Source organism: Insolitispirillum peregrinum, from assembly GCF_900156605.1.
In the GTDB taxonomy this organism is placed as follows: domain Bacteria; phylum Pseudomonadota; class Alphaproteobacteria; order Rhodospirillales; family Rhodospirillaceae; genus Insolitispirillum; species Insolitispirillum peregrinum.
Map to the genome: position 1 here is coordinate 186,915 of NZ_FTOA01000006.1, position 17,065 is coordinate 203,979.

Here is a 17,065-nt window from a genome sequence, read left to right on the forward strand (position 1 = left end):
GCGCCGGGTGAGGCGGCTTTTGGCAAAGGAAATCCGTCCATTCGCATAACGGTTGGTGATTGCTGGCGTTGGTCGCGGCAGCCTATAGTTCTTTCAGATAAGAATGAGAGTTGATCGCAATAATGAGGCCGCCCATGACATACACCATTGATGTGTCTGCCTTTCCACTGGTCTGGTTGCCAGCGCAGTATCAGCCGCTGGATGAGGACCAGTCGCAGGCCTTCATCGCCGGTCTCGGGGCTTTGCTGGATGCCGGACGGCGCTATGTGCTGATCGCGGAAAACGGCCCGCCGCCGATGTCCGAGGCCGGATCGCAGGCGTTCAGCCGGTGGTTCCGCCGGGAACGGGACCGCCTGCGGCAGGTCTGTGCCGGGATGGTGATGCTGATCGCTGACCCGCAGGCGCGGGCAGTGGCCGAGGGGCAGGTGGCGGCGATGCTGCGCGGCGGGGCCTGGCCCTATCCGATGATTGTGTTGGGCACCCGACAGGACGCCGAAGACTGGGCTGCCGGGCAGCTTGCTCTGGTGCAGGGATAAGGGGAGCCGCAGGTGATGAGGCAGGGACGGGGAGCACGCCGCGTGGTCTTGCGGAGCCGCGAGATTGATCTCGATGACCGGTACCGGATGCATCTGTACGAACTGCTGGATGCCAGCAGCCATCCACTGCCGCGCATTGGCGGGATGGCGATGCAGGTGGTCTCCGGGACGGTGGTACTGAGTTCAGCGGTGGTCGGGCGGACCTGTGTGGCGCGCGAAGGCGATTTTCTGCTGTTGTCGGCCGACGATCAGGGCGAGCCGTGGCAGGTGGCCGCCGCGCGGGGGGAAACGGTGCGGCTGGTGGTGCTGACCGCCGGGCCGGGCGGGTTTTCTGCGCCGCGTGGCGATGACAACCGGCGGGACGGCCTGTATCTGACCTCCCACGGCTTTCCGTCGCTGGGGGCGCAAATCTGGGCCAGCCCGACCGAAGGCGAAGCGCATCAACTGTACATGCGGGCCAAGGGGCTGGAGCTGACGGCGATGATTCTGGCCTCGTTGCACCAGAAAGCCACCCAGCCCGCCCTCCGCTCGGCCAGTCAGCGGGTGCAGGATGTGACCCGCCTGCTGGATGAGGCTCTGGCCTCGCCGCCGCCGGTGCAGACGCTGGCCCGGCAGTTTGGCACCACGGCGGCCCGCCTGACCGGAGACTTCAAGGCGGTGCACGGGATGACCATCCACCGCTATGTTCAGGAGCGCCGCCTGAACGAAGCCTTTCGCCTGTTGTCGCAGGACGGGGTTCATGCCGCTGTCGCTGCCTATCGCGTCGGCTATAGCCCGGCGCACTTTTCCACCCTGTTCCGTCAGCGGTACGGCATTTGCCCCCGTGACCTGACCGCTCGGGGGCGATAGGCCTCCCTCCTTCTGGCGTACACCGATATTTTTCTTTCTGTTTGTCCCTACGACTTGTACAAGTTTTCTCCGGCAGAGGGACAAACAGGATCTGACATGGGGATGGCAGGGTCTGCTGGCGGTGGAATGGCAACGCGCGACAGCGTACTGCACTGTTTTCAGCAGGCAAATCAGCGGATGGCCGGGCTTCCGGTTCATAACCCGGCACTTCAGGTTGAGGTGCGCGGGGTGCAGCCGTTGGCAATGCAGGATGGTGTGCTGATTGCCGTGCTGATCACCCCGTGGTGCATGAACCTGATTCTGTTGCGTCAGGCCGGGGCCGAGCCGTGGCAGGGATTTTATACCGGGCTGGAGCGTGATCTGGCCTTGCCGTGCGGGCCGGTGCGCTTTGTCGTCGGCGATGACGGCAACGGTGGTTTTTATCAGATGTGCTCGTTGTTCTCGCCGATGGATGACTTCCCGGACCATGGGATGGCGCAGGAGGTGGCCGACGAGACGCTGAAGGCTGTCCTGACTCCGCCAGCAGGGGTCGAGGTGCAGCATGATGTGCCTGTTACGGAGCCGGCCCCTGACGCCGGGGCCGAGCCGGAAGGCGTGTCGCGGCGGGGCTTGCTGCGTGGCTGGCGGCGGGAGGATCTCTGATGGACGGCGGTCGGTTGCGGCTGGCTTTGCGGCATGATGACGCCGGGCGGGTGATACGGGCGGAGCTGCGCTCGCACCGTCCGGTGACGGCCTGCCGGGTGTTGGTCGGCAAGCCGGTGGACAAGGCGGTGGCGCTGGTGCCGTTGCTGTTTGCCCTCTGCGGTCGGGCGCAAGGGGCGGCGGCGCAGGCAGCGGTGGCGGCGGCGCGCGGTGAGGGAGATGTGCCGGACCGCGCCCGCTGGGCGGTGCTGGCCGAAGCGGTGCAGGAATGGCTCTATCCGCCGTTGATGGGCTGGTCTGCCCTGTCCGGGATGTCCGAAACGGCGCTGATGGTGCAAATCCGTGAGTCCACGCGGGCGGTGATGCAGAACCCCGACCCGATCAACTGTGAAATGCTGGCGGCGGCGGTGGACGCGCTGGTCAGCGTTGACAGTGACGGGCAGTTGGTCGGGCCTGTGGCCAGCCTGTGGCAGCGGTTGTGTGATCTGCCCTTCCATGAGGCTCCAACACGGCTGCTGCCGGTTTTTGCTGCCGCCGATCTGCTGGCCGCATGGCCGGATCAGGCGGAGTTCTGTGCCCTGCCGCACTGGCATGGACAAGCGGTCGAGGTTGGGCCACTGGCCGATTACCAGCATGAGCCGGTCGTTCAAGAGGCGTTGCACGCCCGTGGCCACGGGCCGCTGGCCCGCTTTGCCGCCCGCCTGTGTGCCTTGCGGCAGGCGGTGCAGGTTCTACAGGGACAGGCACCGTTGCCGCTGGTGTCGGCGGTTCGGTGTGGGGACGGCTGCGGGCTGGCGGTGGTGCAGGCCGCGCGCGGGCCGTTGGCGCACCGGGTGACGATCGGGGATGATGGTCTGGTGGCCGACTGGCAAATTCTGGCACCGACGGAATGGAACTTTCATCCGGCCTCGCCCTGGGTGGCGGCTTTGGCGGGGCTGTCCCTGCCCGAGGCCGGGCAGGTGGCGCACTGGCAGGCGGCGACTCTGGACCCCTGCGTGCCATGCGATGTTGTTCCTGTCGCCGCGAAGCTGAAAGCCGCCTTGTAAAAGGGTTGTCTCCATCCGACAATCGCGTAACACTCGGCGGTCATACCGTTTCTTTTTTTGTAGGTAGCCAAAGGACAGACCTCACCATGCACGAGATGGCCCTGACCAACGGCATCCTGCAAATTCTGCAAGAACAGGCGCGCAGTCAGGGGTTTTCCCGCGTGCGGACGGTGTGGCTGGAAATCGGGGCGCTGTCGAGTGCTGAACCGGAAGCGATGCGGTTCTGTTTCGAGGCGGTGTGCAAGGGCGATCCGCTGACCGAAACGGCGGTGCTGGAAATTGTCCGGCCTGCGGGGGAAGCCTGGTGCATGGACTGTTGCGAGGTGGTGGAAATCGCTGCCCGTCATCAACCGTGCCCGCGCTGTGGTGGACATAAACTGCAAGTGACCGGCGGCGAGCAATTGCGGGTCAAGGAACTGGAGGTCGAGTGATGTGCACGGTTTGCGGATGCGGTGATCAGCCGGTCATCGAAGGGGCGGGGCACCATCATCATCATGGTCATTCCCATGATCATTCGCACGATCATGGTCACTCCCATGACCATTCGCACGATCATGGTCATTCCCATGACCATTCCCACGATCACGACCATTCCCATGATCATGGGCATCATCACCACCATGACCACCCGCACGATCATCACCATCATGATCATTCCCATTCCCATTCCCACGACCTGCATTACGGGCGGGGCGAAGCCGGGGTAACGGTGGGCAGCCTTGACCAGCGGCGGATTGTCGAAATCGAACAGGACGTGCTGGGGCATAACGACCGGCTGGCACGGGCCAACCGGGCATGGATGACCGAACACGGGGTGTTTGCGCTGAATCTGGTCTCCAGCCCCGGTTCCGGCAAAACCACCCTGCTGTGCCGCACGGTCAGCGACCTGATGAGCCGCTATCCGCTGGCGGTGGTCGAAGGCGACCAGCAGACCACCCACGACGCCGACCGCATCCGCGCGACCGGCGCTCCGGCGTTGCAGGTCAACACCGGCAAGGGTTGCCATCTGGATGCGGCGATGGTGGCGCAGGCGATGGAGCGGCTCGATCTGGCCGATGACAGCCTGTTGTTCATCGAAAACGTCGGCAATCTGGTCTGTCCGTCGGCCTTTGATCTGGGCGAAGCGCACAAGGTGGCGATTTTGTCGGTGACCGAAGGCGAAGACAAGCCGCTGAAGTATCCCGACATGTTTGCCGCCGCTGACCTGATGATTTTGAACAAGGTCGATCTGCTGCCCTATCTGTCGTTTGACGTGGACAAGGCGATTGCCTACGCCCGGCAGGTCAATCACGACATCGAAGTGGTGCAGGTGTCGGCCACCAGCGGGCAGGGGCTGGACGAGTGGTATGCCTGGATCGAAAAGGGCCGGGCTTTGCAGTTGCATCGTAAAAAGAAACTGGCAGCCCGCAACGACTGACCCGTTGACGGGCTGCCCTCCGGTCAGGGAGAGGCAGGATAGATGTGTTTGGCGGTTCCGGCGCAGGTGGTGGCCCTGTTGCCTGACGGTATGGCGACGGTGGATGTTGCTGGCGTCAAAAAGGATGTGTCGGTGGCGCTGGTCGATGGTCTGGCGGTGGGCGATTATGTGATCCTGCATGTTGGCTATGCGCTGAACCGCATTGATGCCGACGAGGCGGCGCGCACGCTGGCCCTGCTGGCCGAAATCGGCCAACTGGACGAGGCCCGGCAGGAGCTGCTGGACGGGGGCGCGGCATGAAGTACGTCGATGAGTACCGCGACGGCGCCAAGGCCCGCGAGATTGCCGCCGTCATCGGCGCCGAGGTCCAGCCTGGGCGGCGCTATAACATCATGGACTTTTGCGGCGGCCATACCCATTCCATCGCCCGCTTTGGCCTTGAAGACCTGTTGCCGCCGTCGGTGCGGCTGATCCACGGGCCGGGCTGTCCGGTGTGCGTGCTGCCGACCGGGCGGATTGACAGCGCCATCGAACTGGCGCGGCGGCCCGATGTGATCCTGTGCTCCTATGGCGACATGCTGCGGGTGCCGGGGTCGGGGCGCGACAGCCTGCTGAAGGCCAAGGCCGACGGGGCGTCGGTGCGGATCGTCTATTCGACGCTCGATGCGCTGAAAGTGGCGCGGCAAAACCCCGACAAGACGGTGGTGTTCTTTGCCATCGGCTTTGAAACCACCACCCCGCCGTCGGCTCTGGCGCTGTTGCAGGCCCATGCCGAAGGGCTGGAAAACTTCGCGCTGTTCTGCAACCACGTGATGACCCCGCCCGCCATGCGCGCCATCCTGACCTCTGAGGAGCGGGTGCCGCTGGAGGGTGTGATCGGGCCGGGGCATGTGTCGGTGATCACCGGCTCGCAGGTCTATCAGCCGTTTGCCGAGCAGTGGCAGTTGCCGATCGTCATTTCCGGTTTCGAGCCGCTGGACCTGTTGCAGGCAATCCTGATGCTGGTGCGGCAGGTGAACAACGGGCGGGCCGAGGTGGAAAACCAGTACGCCCGCGCCTTGCAGCAGGATGGCAACCCCAAGGCGCGGCAGGTGATCGAGCAGGTGTTTACCCTGCGCCCCAGCTTTGAATGGCGCGGCTTTGGGGCTTTGCCGGACAGCGCCCTGTCCATCCGTCCCGAGTTCGCCGCCTTTGATGCCGAGGCCCGGTTTGCCCTGCCGTATCGCAGCGTGCCCGATCACAAGGCCTGTGCCTGTGCCGAGATCGTGCGCGGCCTGAAACGGCCGCAGGACTGCCGCATTTTCGGCACCGCCTGCACCCCCGACCATCCGGTCGGATCGTGCATGGTGTCATCCGAAGGAGCCTGTGCCGCCCATTGGGCCTATGGCCGGTTCCGTGACCAGCAGCAGGGGGCTGCGCAATGAAACTGGATTGGGTATCGGGCCGGGTCGAACTGACCCATGGCGGCGGCGGCCGGGCGATGGCGCGACTGGTTGATGAGCTGTTCAAAAGCGCCTTCAGCAATCCGTTGCTGGATGCGGGCAACGATCAGGCGACCTTTACCGTGCCCGCAGGGCGGATGGTGATGACCACCGACGGCTATGTCATTCATCCACTGTTCTTTCCCGGCGGCGATATCGGCTCGCTGGCGGTCCATGGCACGGTCAACGATGTGGCGATGGGTGGTGCCCGCCCCTTGTACCTGTCGGCGGGCTTCATTCTGGAGGAAGGCTTTCCGCTGGCCGACCTGAAGCGGATCGTCACCAGCATGGCCGCCGCCAGCGCCGAAGCCGGTGTGCCGATTGTCACCGGCGATACCAAGGTGGTCGAACGCGGCAAGGCCGACGGGGTGTTCATCACCACCGCCGGGGTTGGCGTGGTTTATGATGGGGTCGAAGTGTCGTCGGACCGGGCGCGCCCCGGTGACGTGATCATCGTGTCCGGCACCATCGGAGATCACGGGGTGGCGATCCTGTCGGTGCGCGAGGGGCTGGAATTCGACAGTGAAATCCGCTCGGACAGCATGGCGTTGCACCGGCTGGTCGAAACGATGGTGCAGGTGGCGCCGGGGCTGCGGGTGCTGCGCGATCCAACCCGGGGCGGGGTGGCGGCGACGCTCAATGAACTGGCGCAGGCCTCGGCGGTCGGGATGGAGCTGGACGAAGCCGCCCTGCCGATCCGCCCGCAGGTGCGGGGAGCCTGCGAGCTGTTGGGCCTCGACCCGCTGTATGTCGCCAACGAGGGCAAGCTGCTGTGCATCTGCCCGCCCGAAGACGCCGACCGCCTGCTGGCCGCAATGCGCGCGCACCCGCAGGGGCAGGACGCCGCCATCATCGGGCAGGTGGTGGCCGATGATCACCGCTTTGTCACCATGGCCACCAGCTTTGGCGGCCGCCGGGTGGTGGACTGGCTGGCGGGCGAGCAGTTGCCGAGGATTTGCTGAGGGTACTGTTTCCCAAAGCGCGACAATCTTTTTCGCACAACGGGGATTATCAGTCGGGCGTGAAACGCCTACCGTAAGGCCACACACTGCTTCTCCCAGCCAAAGGATCTTCTCCATGTCTCTCCCCCGCGTCCTTGCCATCTCGGGCAGCCTGCGTTCCGGTTCCTTCAGCACCACCATCCTGACCTCGCTGGCATCTGCCCTGAACGGTCAGGCCGATGTGCAGGTGATGACCCTGGGCGACGTGCCGCTGTACAATCAGGACATCGACACCGACACCCCGCCGGCTGGTGTGGCCGCCCTGCGCGCTGCCATCAAGGCCGCCGATCTGGTGGTGATTGCCTCGCCGGAATTCAACTACGCCATTCCGGGCGTGCTGAAGAACGCCCTCGACTGGGCCTCGCGTCCCTACGGCCAGTCGGCCTTCGGTGGCAAAAAGACCTTGTTCCTGACCTCGTCGGTGGCCTTCACCGGTGGCGTGCGTGTGCAGGCCCAGCTGCGTGAAATCCTGATCGCCATCGGTGCCAACGTGGTGGCCGGGCCGGAACTGGTGCTGGGCAGCATCCACGAAAAGATCGCCGACGGCGCGGTGGCTGACGACGTGCTGGCCTTCCCGCTGGGCGCGGTGAAGGGTGCGCTGGGCCTGTAATCAGGACCAATACTTGCTGCTTTCGACAACAGGCATCCGGTCAACAGATCGGGTGCCTGTTGTTTTTGTTGGGGGAACGATTGTTCCTGCGCCATACTGCCTGCGGTGGACGGGAGGCGGAAGGACAGGGCCAGCGATGACCGATCAGGCGATTGTTCTGGTGATCGACGACGAGCCGCGATCGTTGCAAACGTTGCGGCGGGTGCTGGGGGATGACTTTATCGTCCTGACCGCCGCCGGAGCCGACGAGGCCGAGGCCATTCTGGCGCAGGAAATGCCGGCGGTGATCCTGTGCGACCAGCGGATGCCGGGCCTGAGCGGGGTCGAGTTCCTGCAACGGGTGCGCGAGCACTGGCCGGAGCCGGTGCGGATGATCCTGTCCGGCTATACCGACTCCGATGACATTCTGGCGGCGATCAACGATGCCGGGATTTACCGCTTCATCGCCAAGCCATGGGACCCGGACGAGCTGCTGGAAGCGGTGCGGGCGGCGGTCCATCTCTACCACCTGCAACGGCAGAACCACGCGATCAGCGTCGAAATGAAGGTCTCTGCCAGCCAGCTTGAAAAGGTGGTGGCGGAAAAGCGCAGCCGGGTGCGGGCGCTGTTTGGCTTTGACAGCATCGTCCATGCGGCGGGCAGTCCGGTGGCCGAGGCCATCGCGCTGGCGCGGCGGGTGGCCGACTATGACCTGTCGGTGCTGATCACCGGCGAGTCCGGCACCGGCAAGGAATTGCTGGCGCGCGCGATCCACTACAACAGCCCGCGTGCCGAAGGCTCGTTTGTGATGGAAAACTGCGGGGCCTTGCCGGACCAGTTGCTGGAAAGCGAGCTGTTCGGCTGTAAAAAAGGAGCCTTTACCGGCGCTTACGAAGACCGCATCGGGCTGTTTGAACAGGCCAGTGGCGGCACCATCTTTCTCGACGAAATCGGGGAAACCAGCCCGGCGTTTCAGGTCAAGCTGTTGCGGGTGTTGCAGGAAGGCGAAATCCGGCCGCTGGGGGCGCGGCTGACCCGGCGGGTGGATGTGCGGGTGGTGGCGGCGACCAACCGTGATCTGGAAGAAGAAGTCCGCGCCGGGCGCTTTCGGCAGGACCTGTATTACCGGCTGGCCGGGTTCCCGATTCACCTGTGCCCGTTGCGTGACCGGCCCGGCGATATCCCGTTGCTGGCCGAAATGCTGCTGGGCGAGGCGATGCAGCGCCTGAACAAGCCGGTCCACGATTTCCACCCCGAGGCTCTGGCGGTGCTGCGCGCCTATTCGTGGCCGGGCAACATCCGCGAACTGCGCAACGAGGTCCAGCGGATGGTGGCACTGGCGGAAAGCGAGACGCTGGGGCGCGCGGTGATGTCGCCGCGCATTCTGCGGGCGGTGGCCGGGCAGTCGTTGCAAGGGGTACAGCCCGCCACCAGCCTGCGCGAACAGGTCGAGGCGCTGGAGGAACGGATCGTGCGGGCGGCCTTGCTGCGCCACCATGGCAACATCTCGCGGGTGGCCGACGAACTGGGGCTGTCGCGGGTCGGCCTGCGGGGGAAAATGGCGCGCTATCGTCTGGGACGTTCTGCTGATCTGGTCGGCTGTGACAGCGAGGACGATGACGGATGAGCACGCCGCCGTCTTTGCGCGACAAGGTTGGGGCGGTGCCAGAGGTGGCGCTGGAGCTGGGCCATCTGCAAGAGCAGGTGTGGGTCGAGGTGATCCAGAAAATGGAACAGGTCTATTCCGACCTGATCCGTTATGAAATCGGGCTGGAAGAAAAGAACGCCCGGCTGGAGGAAGCCCAGGCCTTTATCACCTCGGTGCTGTCGTCAATGTCGGACGTGTTGATCGTCTGTGGTCTGGATGGCCATGTGCAGCAGGTCAATCAGGCGGTGCTGGAGATGACCGGTCTGGAGGCCGGGGCACTGGTCGGGCGGCCGCTGGAAGACCTGTTGAGCGACGGCAGCCGGGGGACGCTGGCCGAGTTTTCCACCCGCCCGTCAACGGCGGTCCTGCGCGAATGCGAGGTGCGGTTGCTGTGTGCGGATGGCGGAGCGTCGGATGTGGTGGCGATGAACTGTTCGCTGCGTCTGGACCATCGTGGCCGCCCGGAAGGCACGGTGTTGATCGGCAGGCCGGTGGGAGAACTGCGCCGGGCCTATGCCGGGCTGGCGCAGGCGCACGCCGACCTGAAACAGGCGCAGCAAACGCTGATCCAGCAGGAAAAGATGGCTTCGCTGGGGCGGTTGGTGGCCGGGGTGGCGCACGAACTGAACAATCCGATTTCCTTCGTCAATGGCAACGTCCACACCCTGAAAAAGTACATGGCACGGATCAGCCAGTATCTGGATGCGGTCGGGCGGGATGACCCGCAAACCTGTGCTGCCTTGCGCCGCACCCTGCGGCTGGATGCCATTCTGGCCGATGTGCCGGAGCTGATCGAAGGCACGCTGGAAGGAGCCGAGCGGGTGACCGACATTGTGCGATCCTTGCGGCGGCTGTCGTTTGCCCAGCCCGGTGCCTCCGAAGTCTTTGATCTGGCCGAGGTGGTGCAGACCGCCCTGCAATGGACCCTGAAAGGCACGCTGAAGGGAACGGCGGTGATGCCATCCCTGCATCTGGACCTGGGCGGCGGGCTGCTGGTGCGCGGGCAGGCCGGGCAAATGCATCAGGTGATGACCAATCTGATCCATAACGCGCTGGATGCGCTGGAGGGTTGTGTCGATCCAATTCTTGATATTGTTGGTGGTCATGTGGATGATCCGGGCCTTTCCCCACCCTGTCGGGTACGGGTGACGGTGCGGGACAATGGTGCCGGCATTCAGCCCGAGCATTTGCTGCGGGTCTTTGACCCGTTTTTCACCACCAAGCCGGTCGGGCGCGGCACCGGTCTGGGGCTGTGGATCAGCTATGGTCTGGTGCGGGATTTCGGTGGTTCGCTGACCGTTGGCAACGATGCCGCAGGCGGAGCGGTCTTTACGATTGATCTGCCAGCGGTGAACAACACCTGAAAGATGCGTGTGTTCTGAGCCGTTTGCGTGGTCTGTCGCTGCCTCTTGATACCCGGTCTGGTTGAGTATAGCTGTCTCGCACATGCGATTGTGCTTTGCAATATTTTTGCCAGCTTCAACTACGCCCTGTCATCCGATATAGGCCGACTCTGCGACCTGATTCGGCCTTTTGGCCGACGGGCAGGGGATTCTGGTGGAAAAACCACCCCTTGGGGTGGGGTGGGAGAGTTGTTTTTTTGCGTAAAGCGCTTTGCACGGATAAGGATATTTCACGCCACCGGCAAGGGGGTAAAGAACGCTGAAACCTTAGTGTTTATGCGGTGTTCGGGTGGGGGTTGACACAGTTTTTGGCAGTTTTGCTGGCATTACCCGAGTTTTCCCATGGGGGAAAATTAGCTCTTTGACATTTATTTTCGCTAGATTTTCCGGTCAGGTGAGATATTGTCTCAATGCATAACAGCCATTCCAATGGCGCATAATGACAACCAGGCCCTAAGGGAGGGTGTATGACCAACCAAATCCACGAGCGGATTAAAGCCAATCCGAAATTCCAGGAGCTGTGTGCCAAGCGCAGCAGCTTTGCCTGGACCCTGTCAGCCGTGATGTTGATTGCGTACTACGCGTTCGTTGCCGTGATTGCCTTCTTCCCGGCTTCCCTCGGGACACCGGTGTCCGAAGGCGCCATCACCTCGGTCGGTATCTATGTCGGTCTGGCGCTGATCATTCTGTCGTTCGTTCTGACGGGCATCTATGTCCAGAAGGCCAACGGCGAATTCGACGCCCTGAACAAAGAAATCCTGGACGAGGTGAAGTGATGAAGCGTTTTGGCACTTTCTCCTCGGTGGTTGCTGGTCTGACCACCCTTGGCCTGTCGTCGGCGGCCTTTGCGGCCGGTGCGATCGACGGCGCCGTGCAAAAGCAGGCGACCAACTGGACGGCGATCGTGATGTTCGTCGCCTTTGTGCTCGCCACCCTTGGCATCACCTACTGGGCTGCCAGCAAGACCAAGTCCGCCAAGGACTTCTACGCGGCGGGCGGTGGCATCACCGGCTTCCAGAACGGTCTGGCGATTGCCGGTGACTACATGTCGGCAGCCTCGTTCCTCGGGATCGCCGGTCTGGTGTTTACCGCCGGTTTTGACGGCCTGATCTACTCCATCGGCTTCCTGGTCGGCTGGCCGGTCATCCTGTTCCTGGTGGCAGAACGCCTGCGTAACCTCGGCAAGTACACCTTTGCCGACGTGGCGTCCTATCGCCTGCAACAGGGCCCGATCCGCTCGCTGGCCGCCTCGGGCACGCTGGTGGTGGTTCTGCTGTACCTGATTGCCCAGATGGTGGGCGCAGGCAAGCTGATCCAGCTGCTGTTCGGTCTCGACTACGGCATCGCCGTTGGTCTGGTCGGCGTGCTGATGGTCGGTTACGTGATGTTCGGTGGCATGCTGGCCACCACCTGGGTGCAGATCATCAAGGCCGTTCTGTTGCTGTCCGGCGCGACCTTCATGGCGCTGATGGTGATGACCCACTATGGCTTCTCGATGGAAGCGATGTTCAAGCACGCCACCGAAGTCCATTCCAAGGGCATCAAGCTGATGCAGCCGGGTGGTCTGGTGTCTGATCCGGTCGATGCCATTTCGCTGGGTCTGGCCCTGATGTTCGGTACCGCTGGCCTGCCGCACATCCTGATGCGCTTCTTCACCGTCTCGGACGCCAAGGAAGCCCGCAAGTCGGTGTTCTATGCCACCGGTTTCATTGGTTACTTCTACATCCTGACCTTCATCATCGGTTTCGGCGCCATCGTTCTGGTTCTGAACCATCCGGAATTCATGGCTGCTGACGGCAAGGGCATCATGGGCGGGTCCAACATGGCCGCCATCCATCTGGCCAAGGCTGTCGGTGGTGACCTGTTCCTCGGCTTCATCTCGGCCGTTGCCTTCGCCACCATTCTGGCGGTGGTGTCCGGTCTGACCCTGTCGGGTGCCTCGGCGGTGTCGCATGACCTGTACGCCTCGGTGTGGCGCAAGGGCCGTGCCAGCGACGCTGACGAAATCCGCGTCTCCAAGATCACCACGATGGTTCTGGGCGTGCTGGCGATCATCCTCGGCATTGCCTTTGAAAAGCAGAACATCGCCTTCATGGTCGGTCTGGCCTTCTCGATCGCTGCCTCGGCCAACTTCCCGGTCCTGTTCATGTCGATGTTCTGGAAGGGCCTGACCACCAAGGGTGCGTTCTACGGCGGCTTTGCCGGTCTGATCTCGGCCTCGGTGCTGGTGATCCTCGGCCCGACCATCTGGAAGGACGTCATGGGCCATGCCGACGCCCTGTTCCCCTACAAGAACCCGGCGATCTTCTCGATGACCATTGCCTTCGCCATCACCTATATCGTGTCGAAGATCGATGGCTCGCAGACTGCCAAGGACGAAATGGAAGCCTTCGAAGCCCAGTACATCCGGTCGCAGACTGGTCTGGGTGCGGAAGGGGCCTCCGAGCACTAAGACTGCCACTCTGGTATGGAGCCCCATACCACCGTGACCGAACGCCCCGGACCGAGTGTTCCGGGGCGTTTTTTTCTTGGCTTGCTCAAGGGGATGAACCCCGCGTCCATGACTTCAGGCCAGCTTTTCGCAGTGCAAAGGGCGGGGGTACACTGCCACCCGGATCGGTTCACGGATCCATATCCATAAGGTGCCACCATAAAACAGGCCCGCAAAAATACCGTCGTCAGGGGAGACGCCTCGTACCATGTCCAAGGACTTTGATTTCTCGGTTACGCCCTTTAGCCATTTGTCGTCAGCCGAGCGCGGCAAGCTGTCGGCGGCGGTCGATATCGCCTATTTCAAGACCAACGATACGCCGCTGAAACCCGGTCAGGCGCTGGACCACCTGATGCTGGTGATCAAGGGATTGCTGGCGGAAAAGAACGGTGACGAACTGGTGACGGTCCATGGGCAGGGCGATTTGTTCGGGGCATCGGCGCTGATCAACGACACCAAATCGCTGTCGTGCGAGGTGCAGGAAGAGGCGCTGGTCTATCTGATCCCGCGCCAGATGATGCTGGACCTGTGCCGCAGCAACAGCGCGTTCGAGGCATTCTTTACCAGTTCGCTCAGTGAACGGCTGGCCGCCCGTGCCAATGCCGAAAGTGCGCGCGGCATGGCCTCGTTCATGGTGGCGAAGGTCGGGCAGGCCTATCTGCACCCGCCGCTGTTCGTCCCCGGCTCGTGTACCCTGCGTGATGCGGCGGTCCTGATGAAAAAGGAAAAGGCCACCAGCCTGCTGGTCACGGCGGCGGATGGCCGGGTGGGGGTGCTGTCGGGGTCGGACATGCGCGACCATGCCATCATTCAGGGCAAGCCGCTGGAAACGCCGGTCGAAAGCTGTGCCACCTATGGCACCATCACCGTTGATCAGGACGAGTTCCTGTTCAATGCGCAGGTGCTGATGACCCGCTACAACATCCGCCGCCTGCCGGTGCTGCGGGATGGCAACATCATCGGGGTTCTCGAACTGATCGACTTGTTGGGCTACATGTCCAGCCACTCGCATCTGGTGGCGGTGCAGGTGGACCGTGCCCAGACGCTGGACGAGCTGCGGGTGGCCTCCGAGGCACTGGGGCCACTGTTGCAGGGCCTGCACGGCTCGGGGGTTAAAATCCGCTTCATTGCCGAGATGGTCACCGACCTCAGCCGCAAAATCCAGCGCAAGCTGTTTGAAATGCTGATCCCGCCGGAGTTGGCGGGCAAATGCTGCCTGATGGTGATGGGCTCCGAGGGGCGCGGCGAACAGATCGCCAAGACCGATCAGGACAATGCGCTGATTATCGCGGACGATATCGACCCGGACAGCGTCCGCGACCTGTGCCGCCAGTATACCGAGGCGATGATCTCGTTCGGCTATCCGCCGTGCAGCGGCAACATGATGGTGTCCAACCCGGAATGGAGCAAAACCGAAAGCCAGTTCCGCGATGACATTTACCACTGGATGCTGACGCCGGGGGAAAAGGCATTCCTCAATCTGGCGGCCTTCATTGACGGCGAAGCGGTGGCCGGTGATCCGCTGTTGCTGTATCGCCTGCGCAGCTATCTGTTCCAGCGGCTGACCGACAATCAGGGCTTCCTCAGCCACTTTGCCCGACCGGTGAACAGCTTTGACACGCCAATCGGCTTTTTCCACCAACTGGTGATGGACAAGGACCACAAGGGCGAAATCGACATCAAAAAGGGCGGCATTTTCCCGATTGTCCACGGGGTGCGGGCGTTGGCGCTGGAAAAGCACCTGACCTGCACCTCGACCTTCAGCCGCATCGAGGCTCTGGGGCAGGAGGGCATTTTCGATACTGACTTTGCCGCCAATCTGGTCGAGGCGTTCCAGTTCCTGATGGAAATCCGCTTGCAGGGGCGCTTGTCAAAGGGGCAACTGAGCGGGGAAGGGGCCGACAACTTTGTCCGCGCCGATGACCTGTCGAAATTCCAGCAGGACGCCCTGAAAGACAGCCTGTTGCTGGTCAAGCAGTTCAAGCAACTGTTGACCCATCATTTCAAGCTGGCGGCCTTTTAGAGCAAATCCCGAGCAGATGGATGCATCTGCGACGACGTATTTGCTAGAAACACAAGATGTTAGAGCGTTTGACCCGATTCAGGGAAAACGGAAAACGCTCTAAACATCAGGGAGAGGTATGATGCTGCAATCCCTGCTGCGCGGCTTGAACCGCCGTCGCCTGAAGGACCCGTCCTATGGGTTTCTGTTCGACGATCCGCACCCGGACGAAGTGGTGTGCTTTGACACCGAAACCAGCGGTCTGGACCCGAAAAAGGCGGAAATCCTGTCGCTGGCCGCCGTCCGCATTCGTGGCAACCGGGTGCTGACCAGCCAGCGGCTGAACATGGTGTTCAAGCCGCAAAAGGCCATTGATCAGGAATCGATCAAGGTTCACCGTCTGCGCCATGTCGATGTCGCCAACGGGCTGGATATTTACGAAGGTCTGGACCGTTTCCTGCGCTTTGTCGGCAATCGCCCGCTGGTCGGTTATTTCCTCGAATTCGACGTGGCAATGGTCAACCGGGTGGTGAAGCCATGGCTGGGGATTGGCCTGCCGAACCGCTGCACCGAAGTGTCGGCGCTGTATTATGACTATCGCGTGCGCGGGCGGGATGGGGTCTATACCGGCAACATTGACCTGCGCTTTGACACCATCATGAGCGAACTGAAACTGCCGGTTCTGCCCGCCCATGATGCGCTGAACGACGCGATCATGACCGCATTGATGTATGTGAAACTGCAAGCCCTGCTGCATGGCAGCAGCAGCGCGGAAGGCTGATCCGGGGGGATTACCGCCGGGCTACCGTTAGTGCCTGTTCCAGGTCGCTCCAGATGGCGTCGACCGGCTCCAGTCCGACATTCAGGCGGATCATCCGGTCCGAAATGCCGAAATGGACGAACGGATTGGGCGCGGGCGGCATCCCGGCGGTGACGCTCAGCGGCACCAGCAGGCTTTCCGGCCCGCCCCAACTGACCCCCAGCCGGATCAGCCGCAGGGCGTCGGCAAAGGCCGGAACGTCGATGGCATCGCTGACCAGAAAGGAAAACACCCCGCCATAACCACTCAGGGTTTCCCGCCCCGGATGGCTGCTGAATGCCGGATGCAGGACCGATGTTACCTCGGCATGATCGCGCAGGCGGCGGGCGATGGTCAGGCCACTGCTCATGTGGACCGGCATCCGCAAGGTCAGGCTGCGCAGGCCGCGCACCAGCAAAAAGGCATCAAACGGTGACAGCTTGGCCCCCAGATAGGGATAGGTGCGACCGTTGATGCGGTCGATCAGGTCCTGCCGCCCGACCACCACCCCGGCGACGGTATCACTGTAACCGCCAAGGTATTTCGAGGCGGCATGGATCACCAGATCAATGCCGTGGGCAATCGGGTTTTGATACAGCGGGGTGGCCCACGAATTGTCGATGGCGGTCACCACCCCGTGCTGCTGGGCCAGTGCCGCCAGCGTTGGCAGGTGTTGCAGGTCAAAGGTCAGGGTGGTGGGCGTTTCGACATACAGCATCTTCGCGCCGGGCAGGGCGCGGGCCACCGCCTCGGGGTCGCTGCCATCGACATAGTCGATGGTGACGCCTGCCGGGCGCAGCAGCTTTTCAAACATCTTGTAGGCATCGCCATAGACATTGCACACCGTCACCAGCCGGTCGCCGCCGCTGACGAAGGCCATCACGGTGGCAGTAATGGCAGCCATGCCACTGGCAAAGCCGCGCCCGGCATCGGCGCCTTCCAGTCTGGCAACCAGCTCCTCAAACACCTGCACGGTCGGATTGTCGCCACGGGTGTAGACCAGCCGTTGTTCTCCGGCATAGACCGCCGCCATGTCCTGATAGCTGTCAAAGGTAAACAGCGAGGTCTGAAAAATCGGCGGCGCAGCGGCGTTCAGCGGATAGGCGGGCTCGTCACAGAACAACAGGCGGTGCGCTTCGGTCAAATCCATCGGGGCTCTCT

General features: G+C 62.8%; 17 protein-coding genes. 16 read left to right on the plus strand and 1 reads right to left on the minus strand.

The genetic code is table 11. The annotated features are described in order from the left end of the window. Positions 1-134: 134 nt before the first annotated feature. The 16 genes from BW995_RS16345 (at position 135) to BW995_RS16420 (ending at position 15,886) form a co-directional block, all read left to right on the plus strand. Complete coding sequence (locus BW995_RS16345) at positions 135-536, plus strand: hypothetical protein (protein ID WP_076401477.1); 402 nt, start codon at positions 135-137, stop codon at positions 534-536. A 42-nt stretch (positions 537-578) separates the two neighbouring features. After that, complete coding sequence (locus BW995_RS16350; RefSeq protein WP_076401478.1) at positions 579-1,385, plus strand: helix-turn-helix domain-containing protein; 807 nt, start codon at positions 579-581, stop codon at positions 1,383-1,385. A gap of 102 nt (positions 1,386-1,487) precedes the next feature. Beyond that, positions 1,488-2,027 (plus strand): [NiFe]-hydrogenase assembly chaperone HybE, encoded by a 540-nt coding sequence (gene hybE / locus BW995_RS16355; protein WP_076401605.1) that lies wholly within the window; start codon positions 1,488-1,490, stop codon positions 2,025-2,027. Next, positions 2,027-3,073: a hypothetical protein gene (locus tag BW995_RS16360; RefSeq protein WP_076401479.1), complete on the plus strand. Its 1,047-nt coding sequence runs from the start codon at positions 2,027-2,029 to the stop codon at positions 3,071-3,073. The genes hybE and BW995_RS16360 overlap by 1 nt, the downstream gene beginning before the upstream one ends. A gap of 86 nt (positions 3,074-3,159) precedes the next feature. Beyond that, entirely contained in the window at positions 3,160-3,504 is a 345-nt protein-coding gene (gene hypA, locus BW995_RS16365; protein WP_076401480.1) for a hydrogenase maturation nickel metallochaperone HypA, read from the plus strand. Then, positions 3,504-4,490: a hydrogenase nickel incorporation protein HypB gene (gene hypB, locus BW995_RS16370; protein WP_076401481.1), complete on the plus strand. Its 987-nt coding sequence runs from the start codon at positions 3,504-3,506 to the stop codon at positions 4,488-4,490. Before hypA ends, hypB begins: the two co-directional genes overlap by 1 nt. A gap of 42 nt (positions 4,491-4,532) precedes the next feature. Beyond that, on the plus strand, positions 4,533-4,790 hold the full coding sequence (locus BW995_RS16375) for a HypC/HybG/HupF family hydrogenase formation chaperone (RefSeq protein WP_076401482.1): 258 nt from the start codon (positions 4,533-4,535) through the stop codon (positions 4,788-4,790). Continuing rightward, positions 4,787-5,914 carry a hydrogenase formation protein HypD gene (gene hypD, locus BW995_RS16380; protein ID WP_076401483.1) on the plus strand — a complete coding sequence of 376 codons (1,128 nt, stop codon included), beginning with the start codon at positions 4,787-4,789 and terminating at the stop codon, positions 5,912-5,914. Before BW995_RS16375 ends, hypD begins: the two co-directional genes overlap by 4 nt. Further along, positions 5,911-6,933, plus strand: coding sequence for a hydrogenase expression/formation protein HypE (gene hypE / locus BW995_RS16385; RefSeq protein WP_076401484.1), 1,023 nt, complete (start codon positions 5,911-5,913; stop codon positions 6,931-6,933). Before hypD ends, hypE begins: the two co-directional genes overlap by 4 nt. A gap of 115 nt (positions 6,934-7,048) precedes the next feature. Beyond that, a complete protein-coding gene (locus BW995_RS16390) occupies positions 7,049-7,582 on the plus strand; it encodes an NADPH-dependent FMN reductase (protein ID WP_076401485.1) in 534 nt (177 codons plus the stop codon). A gap of 136 nt (positions 7,583-7,718) precedes the next feature. Next, positions 7,719-9,188 carry a sigma-54-dependent transcriptional regulator gene (locus BW995_RS16395; protein ID WP_076401486.1) on the plus strand — a complete coding sequence of 490 codons (1,470 nt, stop codon included), beginning with the start codon at positions 7,719-7,721 and terminating at the stop codon, positions 9,186-9,188. Continuing rightward, on the plus strand, positions 9,185-10,573 hold the full coding sequence (locus tag BW995_RS16400) for an ATP-binding protein (RefSeq protein ID WP_076401487.1): 1,389 nt from the start codon (positions 9,185-9,187) through the stop codon (positions 10,571-10,573). The genes BW995_RS16395 and BW995_RS16400 overlap by 4 nt, the downstream gene beginning before the upstream one ends. A 506-nt stretch (positions 10,574-11,079) precedes the next feature. Then, positions 11,080-11,388, plus strand: a complete 309-nt coding sequence (locus BW995_RS16405) for a DUF485 domain-containing protein (protein WP_076401488.1) — start codon at positions 11,080-11,082, stop codon at positions 11,386-11,388. Next, the gene (locus BW995_RS16410) at positions 11,388-13,064 is read left to right on the plus strand and encodes a cation acetate symporter (protein ID WP_076401489.1); all 1,677 of its coding nucleotides are present in this window, start codon (positions 11,388-11,390) and stop codon (positions 13,062-13,064) included. The genes BW995_RS16405 and BW995_RS16410 overlap by 1 nt, the downstream gene beginning before the upstream one ends. Positions 13,065-13,311: 247 nt before the next feature. After that, positions 13,312-15,126 carry a putative nucleotidyltransferase substrate binding domain-containing protein gene (locus BW995_RS16415; protein ID WP_076401490.1) on the plus strand — a complete coding sequence of 605 codons (1,815 nt, stop codon included), beginning with the start codon at positions 13,312-13,314 and terminating at the stop codon, positions 15,124-15,126. Positions 15,127-15,244: 118 nt separating this feature from the next. After that, the gene (locus BW995_RS16420; RefSeq protein ID WP_245821507.1) at positions 15,245-15,886 is read left to right on the plus strand and encodes a 3'-5' exonuclease; all 642 of its coding nucleotides are present in this window, start codon (positions 15,245-15,247) and stop codon (positions 15,884-15,886) included. A 10-nt stretch (positions 15,887-15,896) separates the two neighbouring features. Here BW995_RS16420 and BW995_RS16425 read toward each other — a convergent pair whose 3' ends face one another. Next, positions 15,897-17,054 (minus strand): aminotransferase class I/II-fold pyridoxal phosphate-dependent enzyme, encoded by a 1,158-nt coding sequence (locus BW995_RS16425; protein WP_076401491.1) that lies wholly within the window; start codon positions 17,052-17,054, stop codon positions 15,897-15,899. Positions 17,055-17,065: the final 11 nt, after the last annotated feature.

Bases quoted from the DNA above. Each gene is read 5' to 3' on its own strand.
- BW995_RS16345 (WP_076401477.1), top strand. From the start codon at position 135: ATGACATACACCATTGATGTGTCTGCCTTTCCACTGGTCTGGTTGCCA.
- hybE (WP_076401605.1), top strand. From the start codon at position 1,488: ATGGCAGGGTCTGCTGGCGGTGGAATGGCAACGCGCGACAGCGTACTG.
- BW995_RS16360 (WP_076401479.1), top strand. From the start codon at position 2,027: ATGGACGGCGGTCGGTTGCGGCTGGCTTTGCGGCATGATGACGCCGGG.
- hypA (WP_076401480.1), top strand. From the start codon at position 3,160: ATGCACGAGATGGCCCTGACCAACGGCATCCTGCAAATTCTGCAAGAA.
- hypB (WP_076401481.1), top strand. From the start codon at position 3,504: ATGTGCACGGTTTGCGGATGCGGTGATCAGCCGGTCATCGAAGGGGCG.
- BW995_RS16375 (WP_076401482.1), top strand. From the start codon at position 4,533: ATGTGTTTGGCGGTTCCGGCGCAGGTGGTGGCCCTGTTGCCTGACGGT.
- hypD (WP_076401483.1), top strand. From the start codon at position 4,787: ATGAAGTACGTCGATGAGTACCGCGACGGCGCCAAGGCCCGCGAGATT.
- hypE (WP_076401484.1), top strand. From the start codon at position 5,911: ATGAAACTGGATTGGGTATCGGGCCGGGTCGAACTGACCCATGGCGGC.
- BW995_RS16390 (WP_076401485.1), top strand. From the start codon at position 7,049: ATGTCTCTCCCCCGCGTCCTTGCCATCTCGGGCAGCCTGCGTTCCGGT.
- BW995_RS16395 (WP_076401486.1), top strand. From the start codon at position 7,719: ATGACCGATCAGGCGATTGTTCTGGTGATCGACGACGAGCCGCGATCG.
- BW995_RS16400 (WP_076401487.1), top strand. From the start codon at position 9,185: ATGAGCACGCCGCCGTCTTTGCGCGACAAGGTTGGGGCGGTGCCAGAG.
- BW995_RS16405 (WP_076401488.1), top strand. From the start codon at position 11,080: ATGACCAACCAAATCCACGAGCGGATTAAAGCCAATCCGAAATTCCAG.
- BW995_RS16410 (WP_076401489.1), top strand. From the start codon at position 11,388: ATGAAGCGTTTTGGCACTTTCTCCTCGGTGGTTGCTGGTCTGACCACC.
- BW995_RS16415 (WP_076401490.1), top strand. From the start codon at position 13,312: ATGTCCAAGGACTTTGATTTCTCGGTTACGCCCTTTAGCCATTTGTCG.
- BW995_RS16420 (WP_245821507.1), top strand. From the start codon at position 15,245: ATGATGCTGCAATCCCTGCTGCGCGGCTTGAACCGCCGTCGCCTGAAG.
- BW995_RS16425 (WP_076401491.1), bottom strand. From the start codon at position 17,054: ATGGATTTGACCGAAGCGCACCGCCTGTTGTTCTGTGACGAGCCCGCC.